This is a genomic window from Mycobacterium sp. (assembly GCF_039583785.1).
Classification (GTDB): Bacteria; Actinomycetota; Actinomycetes; order Mycobacteriales; family Mycobacteriaceae; genus Mycobacterium.
On record NZ_JAVKSG010000025.1, the window covers coordinates 24,755 to 47,482 of the forward strand.

The window sequence follows — 22,728 nt, forward strand, 5'->3', positions numbered from 1 at the left end:
GCCAGCGGACCCGTACCACAAGTATCCGGTACCGACGGTATTGACTTCTTTCTGCGCGCTCCTTACCGTCTGAGTAACGCCGACGAAGGAGCCTCAGCCATGACTAGTGCGGTGAAGCCTGCGGGACGAGGTCGCGAGGATTTCGCGGACCGATTGCTCAAGGGTTCGGTCAAGAAGTCCTATGCACCGGTCGTCGATATCGACTGGGACGCACCCTTGGACCCGGACAAGTTCTACCTGCCGCCCCAGGTCGTGTCCCTGTACGGAACACCGATGTGGGACAGCATGACTCGCGCTCAGCAGATCGAGTTGTCCCGCCAGGAACTGGTGAACACCCTGTCCGCCGGCATCTGGTTCGAGAACATCCTGAACCAGGCGCTGCTGCGCAAGATCATGCACAAGGACCCCACCAGCCGGTCCACCCACTACGCATTGACCGAACTCGGCGACGAGACCCGGCACATGGTGATGTTCGGCAAGGCCATCGAGCGGGTCGGCGCCAAACCGGTGCGCCCTCGCCTCTACCACCGGATGATCATCAACACGCTGCCGTTCTTTTTCCGCGGCTCGGTGCTCTGGGTGGCCGCGTTGATCGGTGAGGAGATCTTCGACTCCCTGCAGCGGCAGATGATAGACGACCCCGAGTTGCAGCCGATCATCCAGCGGCTCATGCGAATTCACGTCACCGAAGAGGCCCGCCACATCCAGTTTGCCCGCGACGGGCTGCGCAAGCGGGCACCGCAGATGCGACGGCCCGAGCGGTGGTTCGTCGGCAACATCAACGGGCTGGGCGGCTGGTTCTTCCGCTATCTGTTCACCAACAAGGTCCAGTACGCGCGCGCCGGAATGGCCGTCCGCGAGGCGCGTCGGCTGGCGCGCAACAGCCCGCACCGCCACGACGTGCAGGTGGCCGGCTTCAAACCGTTGGCGGAGTTCCTGGACGAGGTCGGGTTGATGGGCCCGTTGGCGCGCCGCGGCTGGACGCGGACCAAGTTCCTGTGACCCAAACTCCAGTGACCCAGCGGATCCACAACGTCGTCCTGGTCGGCGACGGCGACGCCGCCACCGCGTTGCTGGCCACCGGCATCCATGACTTCGTGATCTTCGACCGCGAGGTGGTCAGCTCGGTATTCGACGACGACACCGACACCTGGACGCTGACGACCGAAGACGGCGAGACCTGCCACGGCCGCGTGGTGGTCTCCTGCGAATCGCCGTTCGTTCCGCTACTTCCTGATCTGTCGGGCCGCAGAGACTTTCGTGGCTCTGCGATGCACGCCGCCATGCCCTCCACGTTCTTCGACCCGGCCGGCACCAGGGTCGCCGTCATCGGCGCCGACTCCAGCGCCGGTGAGCTGATCGAACGAATGGCCGGGGCGGGCGCGACGGTCGAGGTCTTCCCGCTCGCACCACGGCGCACAGTCCAGCGGCTGCGACGCACCCAGCGCTTCACACGGCGTCGCCGCATCGAGGTGATCACCCCGCCGATCGAGGAGGTGACCGCGGTCGGCGTTCGCACCGTCGACGGCCGCCATCACGACGCCGATGCGATCGTCTACGGCACCGGGTTCGCGGTGCGAGCCGGGCTGCCGCACGACACGCTGGTGGGCGCCCACGGCATCAGCATTCAGCAGGCGTGGGTCGATGGCGCCGAGCCCTTCCTCGGCCTCGCGATGCACGGTTTCCCGAACTACTTCACGGCCACCGGGCCGCAGTTCGCGACAGCGATGCCCTACGTCGTCGGGTGCCTGCAGCTGATGGGCCGGCACGGCCGAATCGAGGTCCGCCGCAGCGCGCAAAGCGTCTTCAACGAGCGGGTTCACCTGCGCGCACCGTCGTGGCACCTGGATGCCTCGGCGTTCGACCTATCGTCGCCGGGTGCAGCCGACGACATCTACCGTGGCCTGGCAACCCTGAGCACCTCAGACAATTCCGAGCAGGTTCGCGTTGCGCTGAACGGCCACATCGAACCCTTTGATGGCCAATACCACTGGCAGGGAACAGTTTTCGGCCAGCTATCCGACGAATTCAAAAAAGCCCGCTCGCTCACCGTGACCGTCGGCGAGCGCAGCGCCCCGGCTCGCATCACCGAGCAGACGCCGCAGGGCACGCACTCGATCGCCGGCGCCGGTGAGCCACCGTTCGCGCTCGCCGGTCTCGCAGTTCGTCTAGCCATCCGCGAGTGGCCTGGACCCATGCCGCGGTAAACGGACTCGCCTTCCCACCCCGTTGAGTACTTGCAGAACGGTGGCAGGCGTACGGGCAACCGAAAACACCCCGCTCAATGTGGTGGCCGTCGGCACCTCGGCCGGCGAGGTCGAGGCCCTGAGAAGCACGATGCTGTCGAGGGCGAACCTCTGGCATCCGGAACCATCCGTGTCGCGGTACCGGATCGGCACCTGGTGGTCGACGGCCACCGAACGTGCCTAGTATTCGTCCGGTATGCGCAGCAAACCGAGGTGAGGAGACGGTGTGCGGTTCAGCTACGCGGAAGCAATGACGGATCCGACGTTCTACATTCCGCTGGCAAAGGCCGCCGAGGCGGCCGGCTACGCCAGCATGACAATCCCGGACAGCGTAGCTTACCCGTTCGAATCGGATTCGAAATATCCGTACACCCCCGACGGCAACCGCGAATTCCTGGACGGCAAGGCCTTCATCGAGACATTCGTCCTGACCGCCGCTCTGGGCGCGGTGACCTCGACCCTGCGGTTCAACTTCTTCGTCCTCAAGCTCCCGATCCGCCCACCGGCGCTGGTCGCGAAGCAGGCCGGCTCGCTGGCGGCGCTGATCGGCAACCGGGTGGGCCTCGGCGTCGGCACCAGCCCGTGGCCGGAGGACTACGAGCTGATGGGCGTCCCATTTGCCAAGCGTGGCAAGCGCATCGACGAATGTATCGAGATCATCCGCGGCCTGACCACCGGCGACTACTTCGAATTTCACGGCGAGTTCTACGACATCCCCAAGACGAAGATGACTCCTGCTCCGACACAACCGATTCCGATCCTGATCGGCGGCCACGCCGACGCCGCGCTGCGACGGGCGGCGCGCGCCGACGGCTGGATGCACGGCGGCGGCGACCCGGCTGAACTCGACCGACTCATCAAGCGGGTCAAGCAACTTCGCGAGGAGGAGGGCAAAACCGGCCCGTTCGAGATCCACGTGATCTCGGTCGACGGCTTCACCCTCGACGGCGTCAAACGTCTGGAAGACAAGGGCGTCACCGACGTGATCGTCGGTTTCCGAATTCCTTACATCACCGGTCAGGACACCGAACCGCTGGAAACCAAGATCCGCAACCTGGAGATGTTCGCCGAGAACGTGATCGCGCAAACCTAGCGGCGGGCGCTTTTCCAACACGCGGTCCATCTCGTTGATCAACGATCCGTCGATGGCGTTCATCCGGTCCGGCCGGTTCAGCGGCACGCCGGCGATGTTGCCTTCGGGTGTTTCGAACTGCACAGAAGTCATCGGGCAACCGTAAGGAAACGTTCAGCCGCCCCGCCTAGCATTGACCCCAGAGCCGAATCGGAGAGGTCCGCATGGCGAGAACAGCACGTGACAGCTGGGATTTGGCGAGCAGCGTCGGTGCCACCGCCACCATGGTCGCGGCCGCGCGCGCAGCGGCCAGCCGTCGACCCGACGCGGTGATCGACGACCCGTTCGCCGAGCCGCTGGTCCGCGCGGTCGGGCTGACGTTCTTTACCAAAGTGGCCAGCGGCGAACTCGACTTCGCCGACGTCGACGGCGACGAAGGCTTTCCCCGGATGGTCGACATGTTTGCCGCGCGCACGCTTTTCTACGACAACTACTTCGCCGAAGCGACCGGCACCGGCGTGCGCCAGGTGGTGATCGTGGCCTCTGGACTCGACGCCCGGCCGTACCGGCTGTCCTGGCCCGCCGGCACGACGATCTACGAGATCGACCAGCCCGGGGTCATCGCGTTCAAGAATCGGACGCTGTCCGAGATGGGCGCGCTGCCCCGCGCGGAACACCGGCCCGTCGGCATCGACCTGCGCGAAGACTGGCCCGCAGCACTGCAGGACGCCGGCTTCGACGCCGGCCAACCGACGGCGTGGCTGGCCGAGGGCGTGCTGATCGGGTTTCTGCCGCCGCAGGCCGAGGTCCGTCTGCTGGACAACATCACCGCGCTCTCGGCGGCAGACAGCAGGTTCGCTGCCGACTACGGCACCGTGCGTAGTCAGACGCCCGAGCAGGAGCGGCAGGCGCGGATCCTGACCGACCGCTGGCACGAGCACGGCCTGGATTTGCACATTCCCGACCTGACTTACCCCGGCGAGCACACCGACGTCACGGCGTATCTGCAACAGAACGGATGGGACGCCACCCGATCGGGGCGCGACGACCTGTTCGCCGCTGCCGGCCTGGCACCCCTGGACGCCGACGCACAGAACAGCGCGCCCGCCGCGATCAGATTCGCCCGGGCAGTCAGGCTCTAGCCACGCTTGGCCAACCATTCGGCCTGCATCGCCAGCAACCCCATCGCGGGCAATTGCGGTGTGTTCGAGTCGAGTTCGCGATAGTGCGTGTAGACGTTGATGACCACCCGCTCCGCGTCGAGCCAGTCTGCGTACTGCCCGAGGTCGATGGCGTCGGCCGCCTCCACGAACGACAGGCCTTTGCGATAGCCGGCTTCGGCTTGTTCGGCGACATGAGCGAGATAGCCGCGCACCGCGCGGATTCCGTCGGCATCGGTCACCGGGCCGTGACCCGGAACCACCGTCGGAGCGCCCAGCGCGATCATCGCGTCGCACGCCTTGACCCAATTGCCGATCGGCCCAGCCCACACGATCGGTGTGCAGCCGATGAACAGCAGGTCCCCGGCGAACAGCACCCCGGCGTCCGGCACATGCACCACCGAGTCGGCAGCGGTGTGCGCCGGCCCGAGGTTGAGCAGCTCCACCACCCGGCCGCCGACCTCGATGGTGAGTCGGTCGTCGAAGGTCTGGTCGGCGTTGCGTAGCGTGATGCCACTGAAATCGAAGGGCCCGAATCGTTCTCGCAGATACGGTGTCGCGACGAGGCCCAAGTCGGTGTTCTTGGCCATTACCAGCATCTCGGGCGCAATGCCGTGGGCGATCTCGTCGGCGGTGCCGGTCGCGGCGATTATCCGCACGCCCATGTCCAGCAACTGGTTGCCGTGAGTGTGGTCGCCGTTGGAGTGGGTGATCAGCGCATCGGTGATCGGTGCGCGATCGGTGATCGGCGCCATCGCGTCCAGCATTTCGCGGGTCAACGGCAAATCGAACAGTGTGTCCACCAGCAGCGACGCCCCGTCACCCACCACCAGACCCGCGTTGCTCCATCCGAACCCACCGTCCGGCAGCATCCAGGCCCACACGCGTTCGGCGACCTCATGCAGCCCGCGGGTGTACGGGATTTTCGCCGGCGCCGGGTTGACCCGCCGCTTGGCGGGTCGGGCGTCCGGATTGGGCCGCGGTGACAGTGGTTGCGGCGCCGGGGTTTTGCGAACCTTTTGACGTGTCTCGCCCAAGCCTTCCACTCGCAACGCGACGACGTCGCCGTCGTGCAGCCAACCGCGGAAGCTCTCGGGCGCCAGCGGGTCGAGATGCTCGACCAGCGTGCAGGTCGGCACCGTGCCGGAGCCGAACACGTCGCCCGGGGTAAGCATCACGCCGCGCGACGCGTACGAGATGACTTCGGCGAAGCTCCAATCCATCTGCGCGGTCGAACCGGATCCCACCACCTCATCGTTGACCAGCGCGGTGACGTCCAGGCTCAACGTGCCGTCACGGCGATAGGGCTCGAGTTCGTCGGGGGTGACCAGGTACGGGCCCAGCGTGACGCCGCTGTCCTTGCCCTTGGCCTGGCCGATCGCGAGTTGCCCTTCCAGCTGTTGCAGGTCGCGCGCCGACCAGTCGTTGAAGATCATGTATCCGACGATCGCCTGTTCGGCGTCGGCGACGGACAGGTCTTGGCCCGCGGTGCCGATCACCGCGGCAATCTCCAATTCGAAGTCCTGCCAGACGCTCCCGGGCGCCATCGGCGCGTCATCGTAGGGACCTAGAACGGTTGTCGGACAGGCGAAGTAGAACGCCGGGATCCGGTACCAGGTGTCCTTGAGCACCCGGCCCCCACCCATCGCCGCCTGACAGTTGCGCATGTGGTCGAGGAAGCAGAGGCTGTCCCGGATCGACGGCGGACGCGGGATCGGGGCCATCAGCGTCACCTCATCCAGCGGTACCGTCGTCGCCGAACGCAGGGCTTCCGTCCCGGCCTCGGCCAGAGTCCCGCTCGCGATCAGGTCGAGCAGGCTCACGCCGGGCTGCAGCGGGTGGATCACGTCGCCGGCCAGCACACCAGTCCGCGGGCCACTGTCGTCTCGAAAAGTAAGCCACCGCATCGGGATACCGTAATCGACTATCACCATCACCGTCGTCGAAATCGGGGTCACCGACCCACCGCGTTCCTGCACACGAGCCGGGTTCACCGTCGGTGCCGACCGCACCACCCAGGTCACGCGCTCGGGGTGTCGGTCCGCTCGGCGATGATCTGAAGCCCCTATTCTCGGCAGGTGAGCGAGCGCGAGCCTGCCGACGACTTGGTGATCATCCACACCGACGGTGGATGCCGACCGAACCCCGGCCCCGGCGGCTGGGGAGCGGTGCTGCGGCAGCGTCAGCACGTCCGCGAGATGTGCGGCGGCGACTCCGGCGAGACCAGCAACAACCGGATGGAGTTGACCGCACCGATCATGGCGCTGGAGGCACTCACCCGACCCGTGAGGGTGCACCTCTACACCGACAGCACCTATGTCCGCAACGGCATCACCAAGTGGGTGGTCGGCTGGGAACGCAACGGTTGGCAGACCGCCGCGAAGCAGCCGGTGAAAAACGTTGATCTGTGGAAGCGGCTTCAGCTGGCCTGCGCGCGCCACCGGGTCGAGTGGTTCTGGGTCAAGGGGCACTCGGGGATCGCCGACAACGAATTGGCCGACGAGCTGGCGACCCGGGGCCTGAGCGACGCGATCGGCTCCTACTCCCGGGCCACTTCGCCGGGTTCTTTGTCCGGCCGCAGCCCCCTCCAGCTGGGTTGACGCAGCCGGCCGTCCGACGTCCACTCGCTGTACCGGACCTCGCCTACCAGCGTCGGCTTCACGAACGTCACTTTCTTGGCATCTTGAGTGGAAAGCCTTGCCGCGAAGGGTGATTCGTCGGCGTGCAACGGCTCCAGCACCTTCTTCAGGTTGGCCAGGTCGCGCTCGGTGAAGCCGGTGCCGACACGTCCGACGAAATGCAGTCCATCGGCACCCGGTATGCCCATCAGCAGCGAACCGATCCCGCCGCTGCGTCCACCCTCGCCGGCCCGCCAACCTCCGATGACCACTTCCTGGGTGTTCCAGTATTTGTCTTTCACCCAGGACGCCGAACGACGGCCCGGCTGGTAAGTCGAGTCACGCTTCTTGGCGACCACGCCCTCCCACTGCCGCGCGCGCGAATACTCCAGTGCCTCGGCACCGTCGCCGGGCAGCAAGCCGGGCACATTCAGACCACCGGCCGAAGCCAATGTTTCCAACAGCTTTCGCCGGTCGCGGTACGTCGCCCGCAGCAGTGATCGCCCGTCCAGATACAACAGGTCGAACGCCCGGAACTCGATGCGGGTGGCGCGCGCCCGGTTCTGCATCTCAGAAAACCGCGGCACACCGGACGCATCGAACGCGACCACCTCGCCGTCGAGTACGGCGTGATGATCGACGAGCCCGGCTGCCAGCGAACGCAATTGCGGAAACTCCGCAGTCAGGTCACGCCCGCTGCGCGATCGCAGCCGCACCTCGCCGTGGTCGGCGTCGACCAGCAGCCGGTAACCGTCCCACTTGGCCTCGAATGCCCACTGCGGGGCCGCCAGATTCGCCACCGAACCATGCGTGGCCAGCATCGGTGCCAAGTCGTCGAAGTCGAAGACGTGCTGGTCTTTCATCCGGTGCGCCAGCCACTGGTTGCCGTCGGTCTGAATCAGGGCGTAGCGGCCTGAGATTCGCTGCCCGTGCAGTGTGACGATGACCTCACCCCTGTCGCCGCCGTCGCGAAACTTCTCGGTGTCGTAGGTGCCGGAATCCCAGATGGTCACCGTGCCGCCGCCGTACTCCCCTTTCGGAATCGTCCCCTCGAAGCTGCCGTACTCCAGCGGATGGTCCTCGGTGTGTACCGCCAGATGGTTGACCGCGGTGGTCTCCGGCAGATTCTTCGGCACCGCCCACGACACCAGCACGCCGTCTCGTTCGAGGCGGAAATCGTAGTGCAGCCGGCGGGCGTGATGCTCCTGGATGACAAAGCTGTTACCTTGTCCGGCAACCGGTTTAGTGATCAGCATCGGCTCCGGCGTCTTGTCGGCGTCGCGCATGCTGCGGTACTTGGCCAGCCGGTTAGGGACAGGTGCGTCGGCGTCCAGCGGGGCCAGCAGATCCCCGTCGCGTTCGAGCCGCTCGAGCACCTCGTCGTAGCGCAGTTGGCGAAGCTTATTGTCGTCGAGTTCATCCCAGCTGCGCGGCGCGGCGACGGTCGGATAGGCGCGGCCGCGCAGCGAATACGGCGCGATGGTGGTTTTCGAGCCGTTGTTCTGGCTCCAGTCGAGGAATATCTTGCCCGCCCGCACGCTTCTGGCCATTGTCGACGTGACCAACGTGGGCATCGACGATTCCAGTTGCTGCGCGACGCGTTTGGCCAGCACCGCCGCACCGCGGCTGCTCACCGGTGTGTCCAGCGGGCTGTAGAGGTGCATCCCCTTGCTCCCGCTGGTCAGCGCAAACGTCGCGAGCCCGATGTCGGCGATCAAATCACGGACGGCCCGGGCCACCTCGGCGAGCTGCGCCATCGTCACACCCTCACCCGGATCGAGGTCGAAGACCAGCCGGGTGGCCGGGCCGGGTTTGAGCTGTTCGCCTTTGCGTGCCCATACGGCCTCGAAACGCCATTGCGGCACATGGACTTCCAACGCGGCCTGCTGGGCGATCCAGGCCAGACCGTCCACGCTGTCGATGATCGGATACGTCGTCGTGCCGGACCGGTGAGCGATGTCGCCGCGCGGCAACCAATCGGGCGCCGAAGTGGCCAACTGCTTTTCGAAAAACGACGACTCTTCGACGCCATTGGGCCAGCGCTTCCGGGTGACCGGACGGCCGGCAATATGGGGCAGCATCACCGCGGAAACGCGCGCGTAATATTCGAATACGTCGGCTTTGGTGGTCCCGGTGGCGGGGTATAAAACCTTGTCGGCGTTCGTCAACTTGACCCGCAGCGGCATGTTTGTCAACCTACGCCGCCGGTCTCACGTCTCACCACCGCTGCCGTCTGTCCTCGACAGCATCTCGTGGCGGTTGGCGCGCCACGGGCCGGACAAGATCGCGGGTAGCTTCGGTGTTACCACCGCAAGGGTTGCCCATCGCGCATCGACGACCCCGAGAAGGACTCGGCGTCGGTATCGTGATGTGTGTGTCTGCCGACGAGGGCCATAGCCGCACAGTGACATTGGTCGACGCGCCGACATATGACCGCAGCAGCGTCAGGGTAGGGATCGCGCACATCGGTGTCGGCCACTTTCACCGCGCCCATCAGGCTGCCTACCTGAACTCGCTGCTACAGCAGGGCCTGGCCAAGGACTGGGGCATCTGCGGGGTAGGGGTGATGCCCGCCGACCGGACCATGCGCGACGTCCTCAACGGTCAGGACGGGCTCTACACCCTGATCCTGGAGAACCCCGACGGCACCCGCGCAGCGCAGGTGATCGGCTCGATCATCGACTATCGCTATGGCCCCGACGATCCGGAGGCGGCGTTGGCGGTGCTTGCCGCGCCGACCACCCGGATCATCTCGCTGACCGTCACCGAGGGCGGGTACCGCGACCCCGACGGACCGGCATTCGCGTTGATCACCGACGCGTTGGCCAGGCGCCGCAAGCAGGGAATCCCCGCGCCGACGATCGTCTCCTGCGACAACATCGAGAACAACGGCGGGGTAGCGAAACGTACCGTGCTGACCAGAGCCGAACGCGTCGATCCCGCATTGGCCGAGTGGGTGGGCGAGCATGCCCGGTTCCCGTGTTCGATGGTCGACCGCATCACCCCGGCAACGACTTTGGAGATGGCCGCGGAAGTGCGACGCGCCTTCGGTGTCGACGACCGATGGCCGGTGGTGGCCGAGTCGTTCAGCGCCTGGGTGATCGAAGACGACTTCGCCGACGGCCGGCCGCCGCTGGAGCTGGCGGGCGTGCTGGTGGTCGACGATGTGCGTCCCTATGAGCTGATGAAGCTGCGGATGCTCAACGCGGGACATCAGTGCCTGTGCTACTTCGCCCACCTGTGCGGCTTCGAGTTCGTCCACGACGCGGCGCGGGATCCGCTGTTCGCCACATACCTGCGCTCCTACTTGGAGAACGAGGCCATCCCGACGCTGCCGCCGGTGCCCGGGATCGACCTGCATCAATTCGGGCAGACACTGATCGAGCGGTTCGCCAACCCGGCCGTGCGTGACACCGTCGCGCGGATCTGCGCCTACTCCTCAGACCGCATCCCGGAGTGGCTGTTGCCGGTCATCCGCGACAACCTGGCCAACGACGGGCCGGTCGCCCTCGCGTCGGCGGCGGTGGCCAGTTGGGCCCGCTACGCCGAGGGCGTCGACGAGCGGGGTGAACCGTACCAAGTGCTCGACCGGTTGGCGGATTCGCTGGTGCCGATCGCCCGGTCGCAGCGCGAGAACGCGTGCGCGTTCATCGAAAGCACCGCGGTGTTCGCGGATCTGGCCGATCAGCACCGGTTCGTCGAAGCCTACCGGTGGGCGCTGGATTCGTTGCACGGCAAGGGAGCTCGCGCGACGATGGCGGCGTTGGCGCAATGAGTCGCGGGCTGGTGATCGGCGAAGCGCTCATCGACATCGTGGGCCGCGACGAGCATGTCGGCGGTAGCCCGCTCAACGTCGCCGTCGGACTGGGTCGGCTGGGTCGAGACGTCGACTTCTTGACTCGAATCGGCAACGACCCGTATGGCCAGCGCATCGCGACGTATGTCAATGCTTCAGGTGCGCAGCTTGTCTCGGGAAGCCAGGCCGCGGATCGGACGTGCACCGCGCGGGCGACTGTCGCCGCCGACGGATCGGCCGACTACGAATTCGATCTGGACTGGCAGCTGGACGGCACACCGACGGTCGCGTCGCCAATTCTTGTGCACACCGGATCCATTGCCGCGGTGCAGGAACCGGGGTGCTTTGCGGTGGCCGCGCTCGTCGACGCCTACCACCTGACGGCGACGGTGAGCTTCGACCCGAACGTGCGGCCGTCGTTGATTGCCGACGCGCGACTGGCCCGTCAACGGATCGAACATCTCGTCGAGCGCAGCGACATCGTGAAAGTCAGCGAAGAGGACCTGCACTGGGTCGACGCCGATCATTCGCCCGAGCAGATTGCGCACACCTGGCTGGCGTTGGGGCCGGCGATGGTGGTGGTGACATTGGCCGACCAGGGTGCGATGGGGTTCTGCGCGGCCGGTGCGGGCCGCATGCCGGCCCAGGCAGTGCGGGTGGTCGACACCGTCGGCGCGGGTGACTCGTTCATGGTGGGCCTGCTCGACGCGCTGTGGGGACTTGGCCTACTCGGCGCCGAGCGACGTGCCGGGCTGGCCGCGATCGGCGTGGACACCCTGACCGAGGTGTTGGAGGCCGGTAGCGCCACCGCGGCGCTGACCGTGGCGCGACCGGGCGCTGACCTGCCGGATCGGGACGCGCTGACCGCCGCGGCGCAGCAGCGATAGACGCGTAGCCGGCCAGCCGGGTGGGCATACTGACAGCATGCGTGCGATCTGGAAGGGCTCGATCTCGTTCGGGCTGGTCAACGTCCCGGTCAAGGTGTACAGCGCGACCGAGGACCACGACATCAAGTTCCACCAGGTGCATGCCAAGGACAACGGCCGCATCCGGTACAAGCGGGTGTGCGAGGTCGACGGCGAGGTCGTCGAGTACCGCGACATCGCCCGAGCCTACGAATCCGACGACGGCCAGATGGTGATCATCACCGACGACGACATCGCGACGCTGCCCGAGGAGCGCAGCCGCGAGATCGAGGTGCTGGAATTCGTGCCGGCCAGCGAGCTCGACCCGATGATGTACGACAAGAGCTATTTTCTCGAGCCAGCAGGCACGTCGACGAAATCCTATGTGCTGCTGGCCAAGACGCTGGCCGAGACGGATCGGGTGGCGATCGTGCACTTCGCGTTGCGCAACAAGACCCGGCTTGCGGCGTTGCGGGTCAAGGACTTCAGCAAGCGCGAGGTAATGGTGATCCACACGCTGCTGTGGCCGGACGAGATCCGCGATCCCGATTTCCCGGTGCTGGACAAGAACGTCGAAGTCAAGCCGGCGGAGCTGAAAATGGCCGGGCAGGTCGTCGAGTCGATGGCCGACGACTTCGACCCCGACCGCTACCACGACGACTATCAGGCCCAGCTGCAGGAGTTGGTGCAGGCCAAACTCGAAGGTGGACAAGCATTTACCGCCGAAGAGAAGCCGAAGGAGCTGGACGAGACCGAAGACGTCTCGGACCTGTTGGCCAAGCTGGAAGCCAGCGTCAAGGCGCGCTCCGGCGAGGCTGCAGCCAAGAAGGCGCCTGCCAAAAAGACAGCTGCGAAGAAGTCGCCAGCGAAGAAAGCCGCCGCCAAGAAGGCGTCGGCCAAGGCCGCTTCCAAGTCCTGAGCGGGCCGAACGCGCTGCGCGGAAGTGCTGATGCCCTGCAACTGGCTGGGCCAACAGGTACCGCAGGGCACCCCGGGCAGCTGGCGCCAGCTCAGCCGTCGATGTGCGAGGGCGGGTCAGCCAAACCGAGATCCCCGGGGTGCTGGTCAGGACCCATTACGTCACAGTGCCTTTCGGGTACCAGGAACGAACTGGCGCCGCTATAGACCAACTGAGTAGCTGCGACGCAGCGCTGCCAGGTGCCGTCGGGCTGGACGGGTCCATCGCACTTGCTGAGAACGGGTGGTCCGCCGTACTGGCAGCCGGCGCTGGCCGCCGGCGCTGAGGCGAGCATCTCCGCGGCCATCAGCACGGCAGCCGCTCCTCCGACCATGCAGCGCAACATGGTTGCCTCCCGTTGACAGCCCAGCTCGCGAACAATGAGACTACCGCTTCTGCATGCTGAGGCGATCAGAAAGGCGCCGGAGATTAGCCGGGCGGCGCGGGTGGCGGTGTGCTGGCCGGTCCGGGGGCAGCCGCATTTCCGTGCAAGCACTGCTGATATTCCGGAGTACCGGGGACGTTGTCAGCGCCGCAGCTGCAATCATGAACTTGCGCGGGGGTGGGAAGCGAATTGCAAAAGTCGCTACCAGCCGAGGCCGATGGTGCGGTCGACATAACGGCAGCGGCCAAGGCTGCCGCTGCACCACCGACCGTGGCCATCAATACTCTCGTCGTCATTGTGGGATTCCATTTCTCTGGAAGACGGCGGCATCTCGCCGCCGTTGGTTGCGCCAGCCGAATACTAGGGTTTCAAGGGAAAAGTCGCAGACGCGATGCGTTAGCGACTGGCTACAGGCCGCGAGTGACTAGAAAGGTGGTGGATCGTCATCGGACGCGGCGGGTGCGCTGCCGGATCATCTCCGCGCCGAGCATGTGTGCGAACGGGCCCGGATCCCGTCGGCGAAGACGGTGCCCGCCAACTAGAACGTGTTTCAGAAATGGGGTTCCGTGGCCGCCGACGCCTTGCTACGGTGACGCCCGTGATCCTCGATAAATTCAGACTCGACGACCAAGTCGCCGTCGTCACCGGTGGCGGGCGTGGTCTCGGCGCAGCCATCGCGCTGGCGTTCGCCGACGTCGGCGCCGACGTCGTCATCGCCTCCCGCACCCAATCCGAACTAGAGGCCGTCGCCGAAAAAGTCCGCGCCGCGGGCCGGCGGGCCCACATCGTCACCGCCGACCTGGCCCAGCCCGAAGCGACCGCCGAGCTGGCCGCGAAGGCCGTCGAGGCGTTCGGGCGACTTGACATCGTGGTCAACAACGTCGGCGGCACCATGCCCAACGGGCTGCTGACCACGTCGACGAAAGACCTCAAGAACGCGTTCACGTTCAACGTCGCCACCGCCCACGCGTTGACCATCGCCGCAGTCCCGCTGATGCTGGAGCACTCCGGCGGGGGCAGCATCATCAACATCACCTCGACGATGGGACGGGTGGCCGGTCGCGGGTTCGCTGCCTACGGCACCGCCAAAGCCGCACTCGCCCACTACACCCGACTGGCCGCGCTGGATCTGTGCCCGCGGGTCCGGGTCAACGCGATCGCGCCGGGTTCGATCGCCACCTCCGCGTTGGACATCGTCGCCTCCAACGACGCGCTGCGCGAGCCGATGGAGAAGGCAACGCCCCTGCGCCGACTCGGGCAACCCGACGAGATAGCCGCCGCCGCGGTGTATTTGGCGTCTCCGGCGGGTGCCTACCTGACCGGCAAAGTGATCGAAGTCGACGGCGGCATCAGCTTCCCCAACCTCGACCTACCGATTCCGGACCTGTGACCATGGCCATTCGAGTCGTCGCGATCGGCACCGGCAACGTCGGCGTCCACGCGCTCAAAGCACTGATCACCAACCCGGACTACGAACTCACCGGGGTATGGGTGTCCTCGGATTCCAAAGCCGGCAAAGACGCCGGTGAGCTTGCCGGCCTTGATGTTTCAACCGGCATAACGGCATCCACCGACCTCGACGAGGTGCTGGCCACCGGCCCGCAGTGCGCGGTCTACACCGCGATGGCCGACAACCGGTTGCCCGACGCGCTGGAGGACTACCGGCGCATCCTGGCCGCCGGCGTCAACGTCGTCGGCAGCAGCGCCGTCTTCCTGCAGTACCCGTGGCAGACGCTACCCGACAACATGCTCAAGCCCATCGAAGACGCTGCCCGAGAGGGTAATTCGAGCCTCTTCGTCAACGGCATCGACCCCGGCTTCGCCAACGACCTGATTCCGCTGGCGCTGGCCGGAACCTGTCAGAGTGTCCAGCAGATCCGCTGCATGGAGATCGTCGACTACGCCACCTATGACAGCGCGACCGTCATGTTCGACGTGATGGGCTTCGGCAAGCCGCTCGACGACATCCCGATGCTGCTGCAGCCTGGAGTGCTGAGCCTGGCCTGGGGATCGGTGGTGCGCCAGCTTGCCGCCGGACTGGGCGTCGAACTCGACGCGGTCACCGAGCGGCAGGAACGGGTTCCGGCGCCTGAGGACTTCGACATCGCGTGCGGACACATTCCCAAGGGCAGCGCCGCGGCGCTGAGATTCGAAGTGCAGGGGCTTGTCGACGGCCATCCAGCGGTCGTGCTGGAACACGTCACCCGGTTGCGCGATGACCTGTGCCCGGACTGGCCGCAGCCGGCCCAGCCCGGTGGCTGCTACCGGATCGAGATCACCGGTGAACCGTCGTATGCCATCGACGTCTGCCTGAGCAGCCCCAACGGCGACCACAACCATGCCGGTCTGGTGGCGACGGCGATGCGCGTCGTCAATGCCATCCCCGCCGTGGTTGCCGCGCCCGCCGGAATCCGGACCACGCTGGACCTGCCGCTGATCACCGGTCGCGGGCTGTATTCGCCCGCCTAGAAATTTCGGCTAACCTCACTTTCTTATTCGCTCGACGGAAAGTAGGTGAGGTGGCCGAGGACACCCGTGCGCGGCTCAAAACCGGGTGGTATCTGCTCGGGCCCGCCTTCGTGGCCGCCATCGCCTACGTCGACCCGGGCAACGTCGCCGCGAACATCAGCGCGGGCTCGCAGTTCGGCTTCGCGCTGCTGTGGGTCATCGTCCTGGCCACCGCGATGGCGGGCCTGGTGCAGTACCTGTCGGCGAAGCTCGGCCTGGTCACCGGACGCTCGCTGCCCGAGTCCATCGGCGCAAAGCTGAGTCGTCCAGTCCGGCTGGCGTTTTGGCTTCAGGCCGAGCTCGTCGCGATTGCCACCGACGTGGCCGAGGTGATCGGCGGGGCAATCGCGCTGCACATCCTGTTCAAGCTGCCGCTGCTGCTCGGCGGGGTCATCACCGGTGTCGTGTCGTTGCTGCTGCTGCGCGTTCAGGATCAGCGCGGGCAGCAGATCTTCGAGCGCGTCATCACCGGGCTGCTGCTGGTGATCGCCATCGGCTTCACCGCCAGCTTCTTCGTGGCGACGCCGCCGCCCGGCGACGTGGTCGGCGGCCTGGTCCCACGATTCCTCGGCAAGGAAAGCGTGCTGCTGGCCGCGGCCATCCTGGGCGCGACGGTGATGCCGCATGCGGTGTACCTGCATTCCGGGTTGACCCGGGATCGGCACGGTCACCCGGAGCCAGGCCCCCAGCGGCGGCGGCTACTGCGCGTCACCCGCTTGGATGTCGGGCTGGCCATGGTGGTGGCGGGCGGGGTGAATGCCGCCATGCTGCTGGTCGCCGCGCTGAACATGCACGGCCACGGCGACATCGGTTCGATCGAGGTGGCCTACACCGCTGTACACGACACCGTGAGCCCGGTGATCGCCGCGCTCTTCGCGATCGGCCTGCTGGCGTCGGGCCTGGCGTCGGCGTCGGTGGGCGCCTATGCCGGCGCGATGATCATGCAGGGTCTGCTGCACCGGTCGATCCCGATGGTGTGGCGGCGACTGGCGACGCTGGTGCCCGCGCTGTTGCTCCTGGCTCTGGGTTTGGATCCGACGCGCACGCTGGTGCTGTCCCAGGTGGTTCTGTCGTTCGGCATTCCGTTTGCTCTGATTCCGCTGATTCGGCTCACCAGTGATCGTGAGCTGATGGGAGCGGACGCCAACCACCGCGTCACGACGGCCGTCGGTTGGGTGATCGGCACGCTGATCAGCCTGCTCAACGTCGTGCTGATCTACCTGACGATCAGCGCCAAAGGCTAGGCCGGGCCTCGGAATTGTCGTCCTCGCGCCGGTGACTTCCGCGACCCCGCAATGCGATCAGAAGTCGTTCGCGGCCCAGCAAATAATTCGCTCCGCTAACATCGACCTCGTGACGCAACGCCGCCGTCATTCCTACTTCGCGTACGGGTCCAACCTGTGCGTGCAGCAGATGGCGCAGCGGTGTCCCGACGCCGCCAATCCACGCCGTGCCGTGCTCTCCGACCACGACTGGCTGATCAATCAGCGCGGGGTGGCCACCGTCGAACCGCTGCACGGGACAAAGGTGCACGGAGTCGTCTGGGACCTGTCCGACGACGATCTGGCCGCCCTGGACCGCGCCGAGGGTGTTCCGGTCCGCTACCGGCGCGACGAGTTGACGGTGCAGACCGAGGACGGACCGTCGGAGGCGTGGGTCTACATCGACCACCGGGTGAGCCTGGGGCCGCCGCGACCCGGCTATCTGGAACGCATCATCGACGGGGCACTGCATCACGGGTTACCTGCGCACTGGATCGACTTTCTGCGCAGATGGGAGCCTTCGCGCTGGCCGCGCCGCCGGCCGCGGCCGACAACATCTGCGCCGCAATCGCTTTCGGAACTACTTGCCGAGGACGACGTGGTCGAGACCAGCCGGCTGCGGTCGCGCTTCGGTTTCCTGGCAATTCATGGCGGCGGTCTGGAACAGATGACCGACGTGATCGCCGCGCGCGCCGCCGATGCGGCCGACGCGTCGGTGTACCTGATCCGGCATCCCGACCGCTATCCGCACCACCTGTCGTCCGCGCGCTTCGTTCGCGAGGAGTCCGTGCGTCTGGCGGAGTTTCTGGACCACGTCGACGTCGCGGTGTCGTTGCACGGTTACGGACGCATCGGGCGCGCCACCCAGTTGCTGGCCGGCGGCGGCAATCGCGGGCTGGCCACCCACGTCGCCGCACATCTCGACCTGCCCGGCTATCACGTCGTCACCGACCTCGACGTGATCCCGCCCGAGCTGCGGGGCCTGCATCCGCGGAACCCGGTCAACCAGACCCGTTATGGTGGAACACAATTGGAATTACCAATCCGAGTCAGGGGCATCAGCCCCCGCAGCCCACTACCCGGTGCCGACGGATTGTCCTCGGTGACCGCCGACCTGGTGCAGGGCCTGGCAACCGCGGCCCGTTCCTGGCAATCACCGTCGACATAACCACACAATCGGAGGTGGCCGATGGCCGACAAGGCCTTACGCTTTTCGCTGGGCATTCACGCAGCCAAGTCGCTGACTGCTCTGCAGGACAAGGTGAAGCGCTACGAGGACGTCGGCTTCGATGCCCTGCACCTGCCCGATCACCTCGGCGCCCCGGCACCCTTTCCGGTGCTGACGGCGATCGCCTCGGCGACTTCGCGGGTGCGGCTGGGCACCTACGTGCTCAACGCCGGGTTCTACAAGCCCGCGCTGCTGGCTCGCGATGCAGGCGAAGTCGACCAGCTCAGCGGCGGACGCCTCGACCTGGGCCTCGGGGCCGGCTACGTCCGCGAGGAATTCGACGCTGCAGAGCTGCCATACCCCACCGCACGGCAGCGCGTCGACTACCTCGAACACGTCACCACCTACCTGAAGAAGCATCTGCCCGAGGTGCCAATCCTGATCGCGGGCAACGGCAATCGGCTGTTGACGATCGCCGCCCGGCAGGCTGACATCATCGGGTTGACGGGTGCCAGCTCCGGCGATGCCGCCGACCCGCTCGCCGAGCGGATCGAGTTCGTCCGCAATGCCGCGGGCGACCGGTTCGCCGATCTTGAGCTGAACCTCGCGATCACCGCCGTACCGTCCGGCGACTCCGAGCAGCCCGACCTGGCGCTCACCCGCAGGTACGTCCAACTGTCCGACGAGCAGTTGCTGGCCCTGCCCTCGGTGCTCAGCGGATCGCCGAGCGGCATCGCCGACACCTTGCGCGGCTACCGCGAGAAGTACGGCCTGACGTCGTTCACCTTCCAGGAAAACCACGTCGACACCATCGCGAAAGTCATAGCCGAGCTCCACTGACCGCCGAATTCCGTATGGTTGTTTGATGCGCTATAACCCACCCCCCAACTGGCCGAAGCCTCCCAAGGGCTGGGCGCCGCAGGCGGACTGGTCGCCGGATCCTTCGTGGCCGCCGCCGCCGCAAGGCTGGCGCCTGTGGATCGAGGACGAAGTGCCGGCGCTGGGGCAGCTCAAGCACGACGGCGACGACGGCGAATACTTCGGCGACGAGAACGCGTGGGCCGACGACGCGGGACCGGCACCGGTCGCCGACGAGCTGGATGCCGCGGTGGCGACACCACCGCCGCACCCGACCGAGGTCGCGCCCGAAGACCTGGCGGTGCAACACCTCGGGCAGTACGCCACGGTCAAGTGGGACGACGATCGCCACTACACGATCGGCACGATCCTCGCCGTCGCTGCCGACGCGGCGGAGGTGCGGCTCACGCTGGACGGCATCGACGAGCCGATCGCGTTTCGGCGCGAGACGCCCGGCAGCCCACGGCTGTTGGTCTGGATGTAAGAGCGCGCCGGGACTACGCCGCCGCCCGGTCAGCGGCTGGCTCGGTGGCGCGCCACCATGCGCCAGCCGATCGCAATTGCGACCAGACCCGCGAGCGCACCCAGCAATGGCAGGGCGCCCAGGGCATCGACCTGATTGGCCAGCCAACCTTGCACCGCCCCAACACCCTTGATGATCGGGTCATCGGGACTGGCGTCGGTGAAATAGACCCGGATCTCGTAGTAGCCGTAGTAGGTGACGTAAAGACCGGTCATCAACACGACGATGCCGGCGATCCGGCCGACGTGCGGGAGGATGCGACGAAGCGTGCCAGTCGCCGCCGACCCGGCCAGGGCCACCGCCAACGCGGCTACCCCGACGGTGATCGTCATGCCGCCCGCATAGGCGATGAACGCCAGGATGCCGGTCAGTATCGAGCCTCGGTTGAAGGTCACGCTGATCACCGCAAGAAACGGTCCGATGGTGCACGACAGCGATGCGATCGCATACCCCACGCCGTAGCCGTACATCGATCGCAGCTGCGCGGTCGGCGCCCCACGAGACAGCCGGGGAAGGATGACGGTGATGTCCTTGCCGGCCAACAGCCACACCGCCAGCGTCACCAGCAAGACACCGATGACGACGGTCGCGAACGGCATGTACTTCTGCGCGGAGGCGATCAGCGGCGACAGCAGCAGCCCGAAGACGCCGAACACCGTGACAAATCCGGCGGACATCGCCACCGTTGCCGTGCCCGCGCGGACCAACGCCGCCTGCCGTGACGACTCGGTGCCGCCACCGGCGATCACCAACCCCAGGTAGCCCGGCAGGAACGCGAAACCACACGGATTCAGCGCGGCCACCAGCCCCGCGCCGAGGGCAAAACCGATCGAGTCGATCATCGGTTGGATATGCCCGATACCCGCTCTGTGAGATCGGCCTCCGAAAGCGGACCCTTGACGAGGACGACGCTGCCGTCGGGGTGGATGAACGCGAACGCGGGTTGCCGGGTGACGCCGAAAGTGGCCCAGACCGTCCCGTCGGTGTCGGCCAACTCGGTGAAATCTCTCACCTTGTACTTGTCGACGAATTCTTTCATGGCGGGCACCTGATCCTGACCGGCAACTCCGACGAAGGTGACACCCGGGTGGGCCGCGGCGACCCGGCCGACCATCGACGCCTCGCCTTGACACGTCGGGCACCACGGTGTCCAAAACCACAGCACCGCGGGCTTACCCATCAGGCTTGCCCCGGTGAACTCTTGTCCGTCAAGTGTTTTCGCGGTAAACCGCAGTTCCGGGGGAACGGTTCTGCCGTCGGGCGACTGGGCGGCAGCGGCACCCGAAGTGGCTCGGGTCGCCGCTGACGGCGCCGGCGGCGAACCGCACCCGGCGGCCAGCGTCGCGCCGACAGCGAGCGCGGCGACAATTCGACGATTAATCACGCCGACTCCGTTCGGCCGGTCGACCGGTGGATGTCCAACAGTTGGTCCACCGACCACTGGTCGTCGGCGTGCCGCCCGTAGTGCACGGCGACCACCGTTCCGTCGGGATCGATGAGGAAATCAGCCGGCATTCCCAAATGGGTTGTGCCATCGGTAGATCCGACGCCAGCACTATTCGGGTCACCCCGGTGCCGAAACGCGCTTGCATACCCTCGAGCGGCAGCGCCCCACGCCCGCGGATCTGCGACGGACCGCAGGCCCTTTTCCACTCCGAACGCACGGTAGTGAACCATCTCGGGGTCGGCGATCACCGAGAACGGCAGCAAAGACTGGTAACCCCGCAACTCTTCGGCTGCCGAGTGGAAAAACACCACTTCGTTGATCCCCGCATCCGCGACGTCCCGATGCCGGTCGGCGAAGCTGCGTAGATGCAGGTGGCATATCGGGCAGCCCGCGAATCGTCGGAACTGCAGGTGCGTGCGTCCCGGCGACGCCGGAATCGCCACGGCCTTGCCGTTGATGGTCTCCAATCGGAGAGCCGGAATAGTTGCGCCGCTGTTTAACTGGGTAGACACAGGCGAAAGCCTAGCGCGCATGGGCACCGCCGTCGAAACCCGTTTGTCAGCGCGATGACAGTTTGCATCTGGTCTTGCTGAGCACCCGCGCGCCGGTCGGCGGCCCCCGGTGAACTCGACGTGGACACAGCAGTCCCAACCCGCGTCGCCGGTGGAACGCTCCTATCGGTCTTGCTGGTCCACGACGCCGGGAAGCTTGTCGACGCGGCGTCATCACATCCGACCAGTCGCTGGCGAAAAACACCGCGCCGCTCGGATACGGCAGGACGTACATCGCCACGGCCCGGCGACCGATGGCATGCGCCCCTTCCCGCGTGGACTAGCGTCGCCAACGCCGCCACCACGGCGTTGGCGCCTTCTCACCGCGGGCTGCGGCCAGCACCTGCCGCACAGTCGGATTGACCATGGCCCGCGCACCGATGAAAACCGTTGGTACGGTTTCGTTTCCGTCAGCGACCGACCGCACACGCGCGGCGGCTTCGGGGTCTTCCCAGATGTTGACTTCGCGAAGGTTGAGCCCGCTTGCCCGCAGCGGCTTCAACAGCATGCGACAAAATGGACAGCCGGGTCGCCAGTACACCTCGACCACCGGATCCGTTCTTTCCGGGTTGGTCATTGCACCCTCCTCCTTGTGTACTGCTCCTCGCCGGGTCGCGGTCAGCTGGAATACGACGGACTCAAGCCGGCGTCGTGATAGGGGCAGTATCGCGGACGCTATCCGAGGGACCAGCCTGCACGGTGCCCTCAGCGGCCCAGGACACCCGAATGCCCATGCTCAGGCTAGAGTTTTGTCATCTGGCTGACCATTTACGCCGATAAGCGACCGGCGATCTTAGGTCGACGATGTCTGCCAGCGGGCCCAGCGCTGCAAGCGGCCGTGACCGACATGATGCAGTTCGGTCGTCGTCATTGTCAGGAAGGTGACACCCCGGCCAATATGGTGGCACGGTTGTGTAACGCTGCGTACCCGACGCGCCCGAGCTACCTGCTTTCCCATAGTTGCCGTTGGGGACGCTGCGGCATGACACATAAACAGCTGGGCGCTCGTCGATTGTCCTGACGCGAGTTCGCCGGAGCCGGTGAACACCGAACCTTTGAAGAGGAGATGCCCAGACAATGCAGACAGACGAGTTACCCGAAAACGCAGCACCGACGTTCGATCAGCTCCGCGCGGTCTACGTCAATTGCACTCTGAAAAAGTCACCCGAACTCAGCCACACCCAGGGTCTGATCGACGCCAGCGCTTCGTTGATGGCCAGACACGGAGTCGCGGTCGATCACATCCGAGCTGTCGATCATGACATCGCCAC

22 protein-coding genes and 1 pseudogene are annotated in these 22,728 nt (G+C 66.2%); 16 read left to right on the forward strand and 7 right to left on the reverse strand.

The features are described from left to right. Positions 1-99 precede the first annotated feature (99 nt). The 5 genes from ABDV69_RS10345 (at position 100) to ABDV69_RS10365 (ending at position 4,460) form a co-directional block, all read left to right on the forward strand. A complete protein-coding gene (locus ABDV69_RS10345) occupies positions 100-1,002 on the forward strand; it encodes a diiron oxygenase (protein WP_343573866.1) in 903 nt (300 codons plus the stop codon). Beyond that, entirely contained in the window at positions 999-2,207 is a 1,209-nt protein-coding gene (locus ABDV69_RS10350; RefSeq protein ID WP_343573869.1) for a DUF4873 domain-containing protein, read from the forward strand. Before ABDV69_RS10345 ends, ABDV69_RS10350 begins: the two co-directional genes overlap by 4 nt. A 40-nt stretch (positions 2,208-2,247) precedes the next feature. Beyond that, on the forward strand, positions 2,248-2,430 hold the full coding sequence (locus ABDV69_RS10355; protein WP_343573872.1) for a hypothetical protein: 183 nt from the start codon (positions 2,248-2,250) through the stop codon (positions 2,428-2,430). A 42-nt stretch (positions 2,431-2,472) separates the two neighbouring features. Further along, positions 2,473-3,339: a TIGR03619 family F420-dependent LLM class oxidoreductase gene (locus ABDV69_RS10360; RefSeq protein ID WP_343573873.1), complete on the forward strand. Its 867-nt coding sequence runs from the start codon at positions 2,473-2,475 to the stop codon at positions 3,337-3,339. Positions 3,340-3,542: 203 nt separating this feature from the next. Next, on the forward strand, positions 3,543-4,460 hold the full coding sequence (locus tag ABDV69_RS10365; RefSeq protein ID WP_343573874.1) for a class I SAM-dependent methyltransferase: 918 nt from the start codon (positions 3,543-3,545) through the stop codon (positions 4,458-4,460). Here ABDV69_RS10365 and ABDV69_RS10370 read toward each other — a convergent pair. Then, the gene (locus ABDV69_RS10370; RefSeq protein ID WP_343573907.1) at positions 4,457-6,385 is read right to left on the reverse strand and encodes a fumarylacetoacetate hydrolase family protein; all 1,929 of its coding nucleotides are present in this window, start codon (positions 6,383-6,385) and stop codon (positions 4,457-4,459) included. The genes ABDV69_RS10365 and ABDV69_RS10370 overlap by 4 nt on opposite strands. Before the next feature lie 171 nt (positions 6,386-6,556). On the opposite strand from ABDV69_RS10370, the gene rnhA reads away from it, so the two are divergent. Next, positions 6,557-7,078 carry a ribonuclease HI gene (gene rnhA, locus ABDV69_RS10375; RefSeq protein WP_343573875.1) on the forward strand — a complete coding sequence of 174 codons (522 nt, stop codon included), beginning with the start codon at positions 6,557-6,559 and terminating at the stop codon, positions 7,076-7,078. Here rnhA and ABDV69_RS10380 read toward each other — a convergent pair. Next, on the reverse strand, positions 7,018-9,282 hold the full coding sequence (locus tag ABDV69_RS10380) for an ATP-dependent DNA ligase (protein ID WP_343573877.1): 2,265 nt from the start codon (positions 9,280-9,282) through the stop codon (positions 7,018-7,020). The genes rnhA and ABDV69_RS10380 overlap by 61 nt on opposite strands. Positions 9,283-9,470: 188 nt before the next feature. Between ABDV69_RS10380 and ABDV69_RS10385 the strand changes: the two genes are divergently transcribed. Genes ABDV69_RS10385 through ABDV69_RS10395 form a run of 3 tightly spaced genes read left to right on the forward strand, consistent with a single transcriptional unit; the run spans position 9,471 to position 12,716 of the window. Continuing rightward, positions 9,471-10,871 carry a mannitol dehydrogenase family protein gene (locus ABDV69_RS10385; RefSeq protein WP_343573879.1) on the forward strand — a complete coding sequence of 467 codons (1,401 nt, stop codon included), beginning with the start codon at positions 9,471-9,473 and terminating at the stop codon, positions 10,869-10,871. Then, positions 10,868-11,779: a carbohydrate kinase gene (locus tag ABDV69_RS10390; protein WP_343573881.1), complete on the forward strand. Its 912-nt coding sequence runs from the start codon at positions 10,868-10,870 to the stop codon at positions 11,777-11,779. Before ABDV69_RS10385 ends, ABDV69_RS10390 begins: the two co-directional genes overlap by 4 nt. A 37-nt stretch (positions 11,780-11,816) precedes the next feature. Then, the gene (locus ABDV69_RS10395; RefSeq protein ID WP_343573882.1) at positions 11,817-12,716 is read left to right on the forward strand and encodes a Ku protein; all 900 of its coding nucleotides are present in this window, start codon (positions 11,817-11,819) and stop codon (positions 12,714-12,716) included. Between the two features lie 91 nt (positions 12,717-12,807). Here ABDV69_RS10395 and ABDV69_RS10400 read toward each other — a convergent pair whose 3' ends face one another. Next, positions 12,808-13,101: a hypothetical protein gene (locus ABDV69_RS10400; RefSeq protein WP_343573885.1), complete on the reverse strand. Its 294-nt coding sequence runs from the start codon at positions 13,099-13,101 to the stop codon at positions 12,808-12,810. Between the two features lie 637 nt (positions 13,102-13,738). On the opposite strand from ABDV69_RS10400, the gene ABDV69_RS10405 reads away from it, so the two are divergent. From ABDV69_RS10405 to ABDV69_RS10430, 6 genes are all read left to right on the forward strand, one after another. Then, positions 13,739-14,530 carry an SDR family oxidoreductase gene (locus tag ABDV69_RS10405; RefSeq protein WP_343573887.1) on the forward strand — a complete coding sequence of 264 codons (792 nt, stop codon included), beginning with the start codon at positions 13,739-13,741 and terminating at the stop codon, positions 14,528-14,530. 2 nt (positions 14,531-14,532) lie between these two features. Continuing rightward, entirely contained in the window at positions 14,533-15,609 is a 1,077-nt protein-coding gene (locus tag ABDV69_RS10410) for a diacylglycerol kinase (protein WP_343573890.1), read from the forward strand. A gap of 2 nt (positions 15,610-15,611) precedes the next feature. Continuing rightward, the gene (locus ABDV69_RS10415; RefSeq protein WP_343573908.1) at positions 15,612-16,892 is read left to right on the forward strand and encodes an Nramp family divalent metal transporter; all 1,281 of its coding nucleotides are present in this window, start codon (positions 15,612-15,614) and stop codon (positions 16,890-16,892) included. Positions 16,893-17,001: 109 nt separating this feature from the next. Further along, positions 17,002-18,078 (forward strand): poly-gamma-glutamate hydrolase family protein, encoded by a 1,077-nt coding sequence (locus tag ABDV69_RS10420; RefSeq protein WP_343573891.1) that lies wholly within the window; start codon positions 17,002-17,004, stop codon positions 18,076-18,078. Positions 18,079-18,099: 21 nt separating this feature from the next. Beyond that, positions 18,100-18,918 (forward strand): LLM class F420-dependent oxidoreductase, encoded by an 819-nt coding sequence (locus ABDV69_RS10425; RefSeq protein ID WP_343573893.1) that lies wholly within the window; start codon positions 18,100-18,102, stop codon positions 18,916-18,918. A 25-nt stretch (positions 18,919-18,943) separates the two neighbouring features. After that, entirely contained in the window at positions 18,944-19,420 is a 477-nt protein-coding gene (locus ABDV69_RS10430) for a hypothetical protein (RefSeq protein ID WP_343573895.1), read from the forward strand. 29 nt (positions 19,421-19,449) lie between these two features. Here ABDV69_RS10430 and ABDV69_RS10435 read toward each other — a convergent pair whose 3' ends face one another. The 4 genes from ABDV69_RS10435 to ABDV69_RS10450 form a co-directional block, all read right to left on the reverse strand. Further along, positions 19,450-20,301 (reverse strand): cytochrome c biogenesis protein CcdA, encoded by an 852-nt coding sequence (locus ABDV69_RS10435; RefSeq protein WP_343573897.1) that lies wholly within the window; start codon positions 20,299-20,301, stop codon positions 19,450-19,452. Then, a complete protein-coding gene (locus ABDV69_RS10440) occupies positions 20,298-20,843 on the reverse strand; it encodes a redoxin domain-containing protein (RefSeq protein WP_343573898.1) in 546 nt (181 codons plus the stop codon). The genes ABDV69_RS10435 and ABDV69_RS10440 overlap by 4 nt, the downstream gene beginning before the upstream one ends. Then, complete coding sequence (locus tag ABDV69_RS10445) at positions 20,840-21,418, reverse strand: peroxiredoxin-like family protein (RefSeq protein WP_343573901.1); 579 nt, start codon at positions 21,416-21,418, stop codon at positions 20,840-20,842. The genes ABDV69_RS10440 and ABDV69_RS10445 overlap by 4 nt, the downstream gene beginning before the upstream one ends. 319 nt (positions 21,419-21,737) lie before the next feature. Continuing rightward, positions 21,738-22,034 (reverse strand): glutaredoxin domain-containing protein, encoded by a 297-nt coding sequence (locus ABDV69_RS10450; RefSeq protein WP_343573903.1) that lies wholly within the window; start codon positions 22,032-22,034, stop codon positions 21,738-21,740. A 500-nt stretch (positions 22,035-22,534) separates the two neighbouring features. Here ABDV69_RS10450 and ABDV69_RS10455 point away from each other — a divergent pair. Next, positions 22,535-22,728 (forward strand): annotated as a pseudogene (locus tag ABDV69_RS10455) (flavodoxin family protein); the annotation flags it as partial.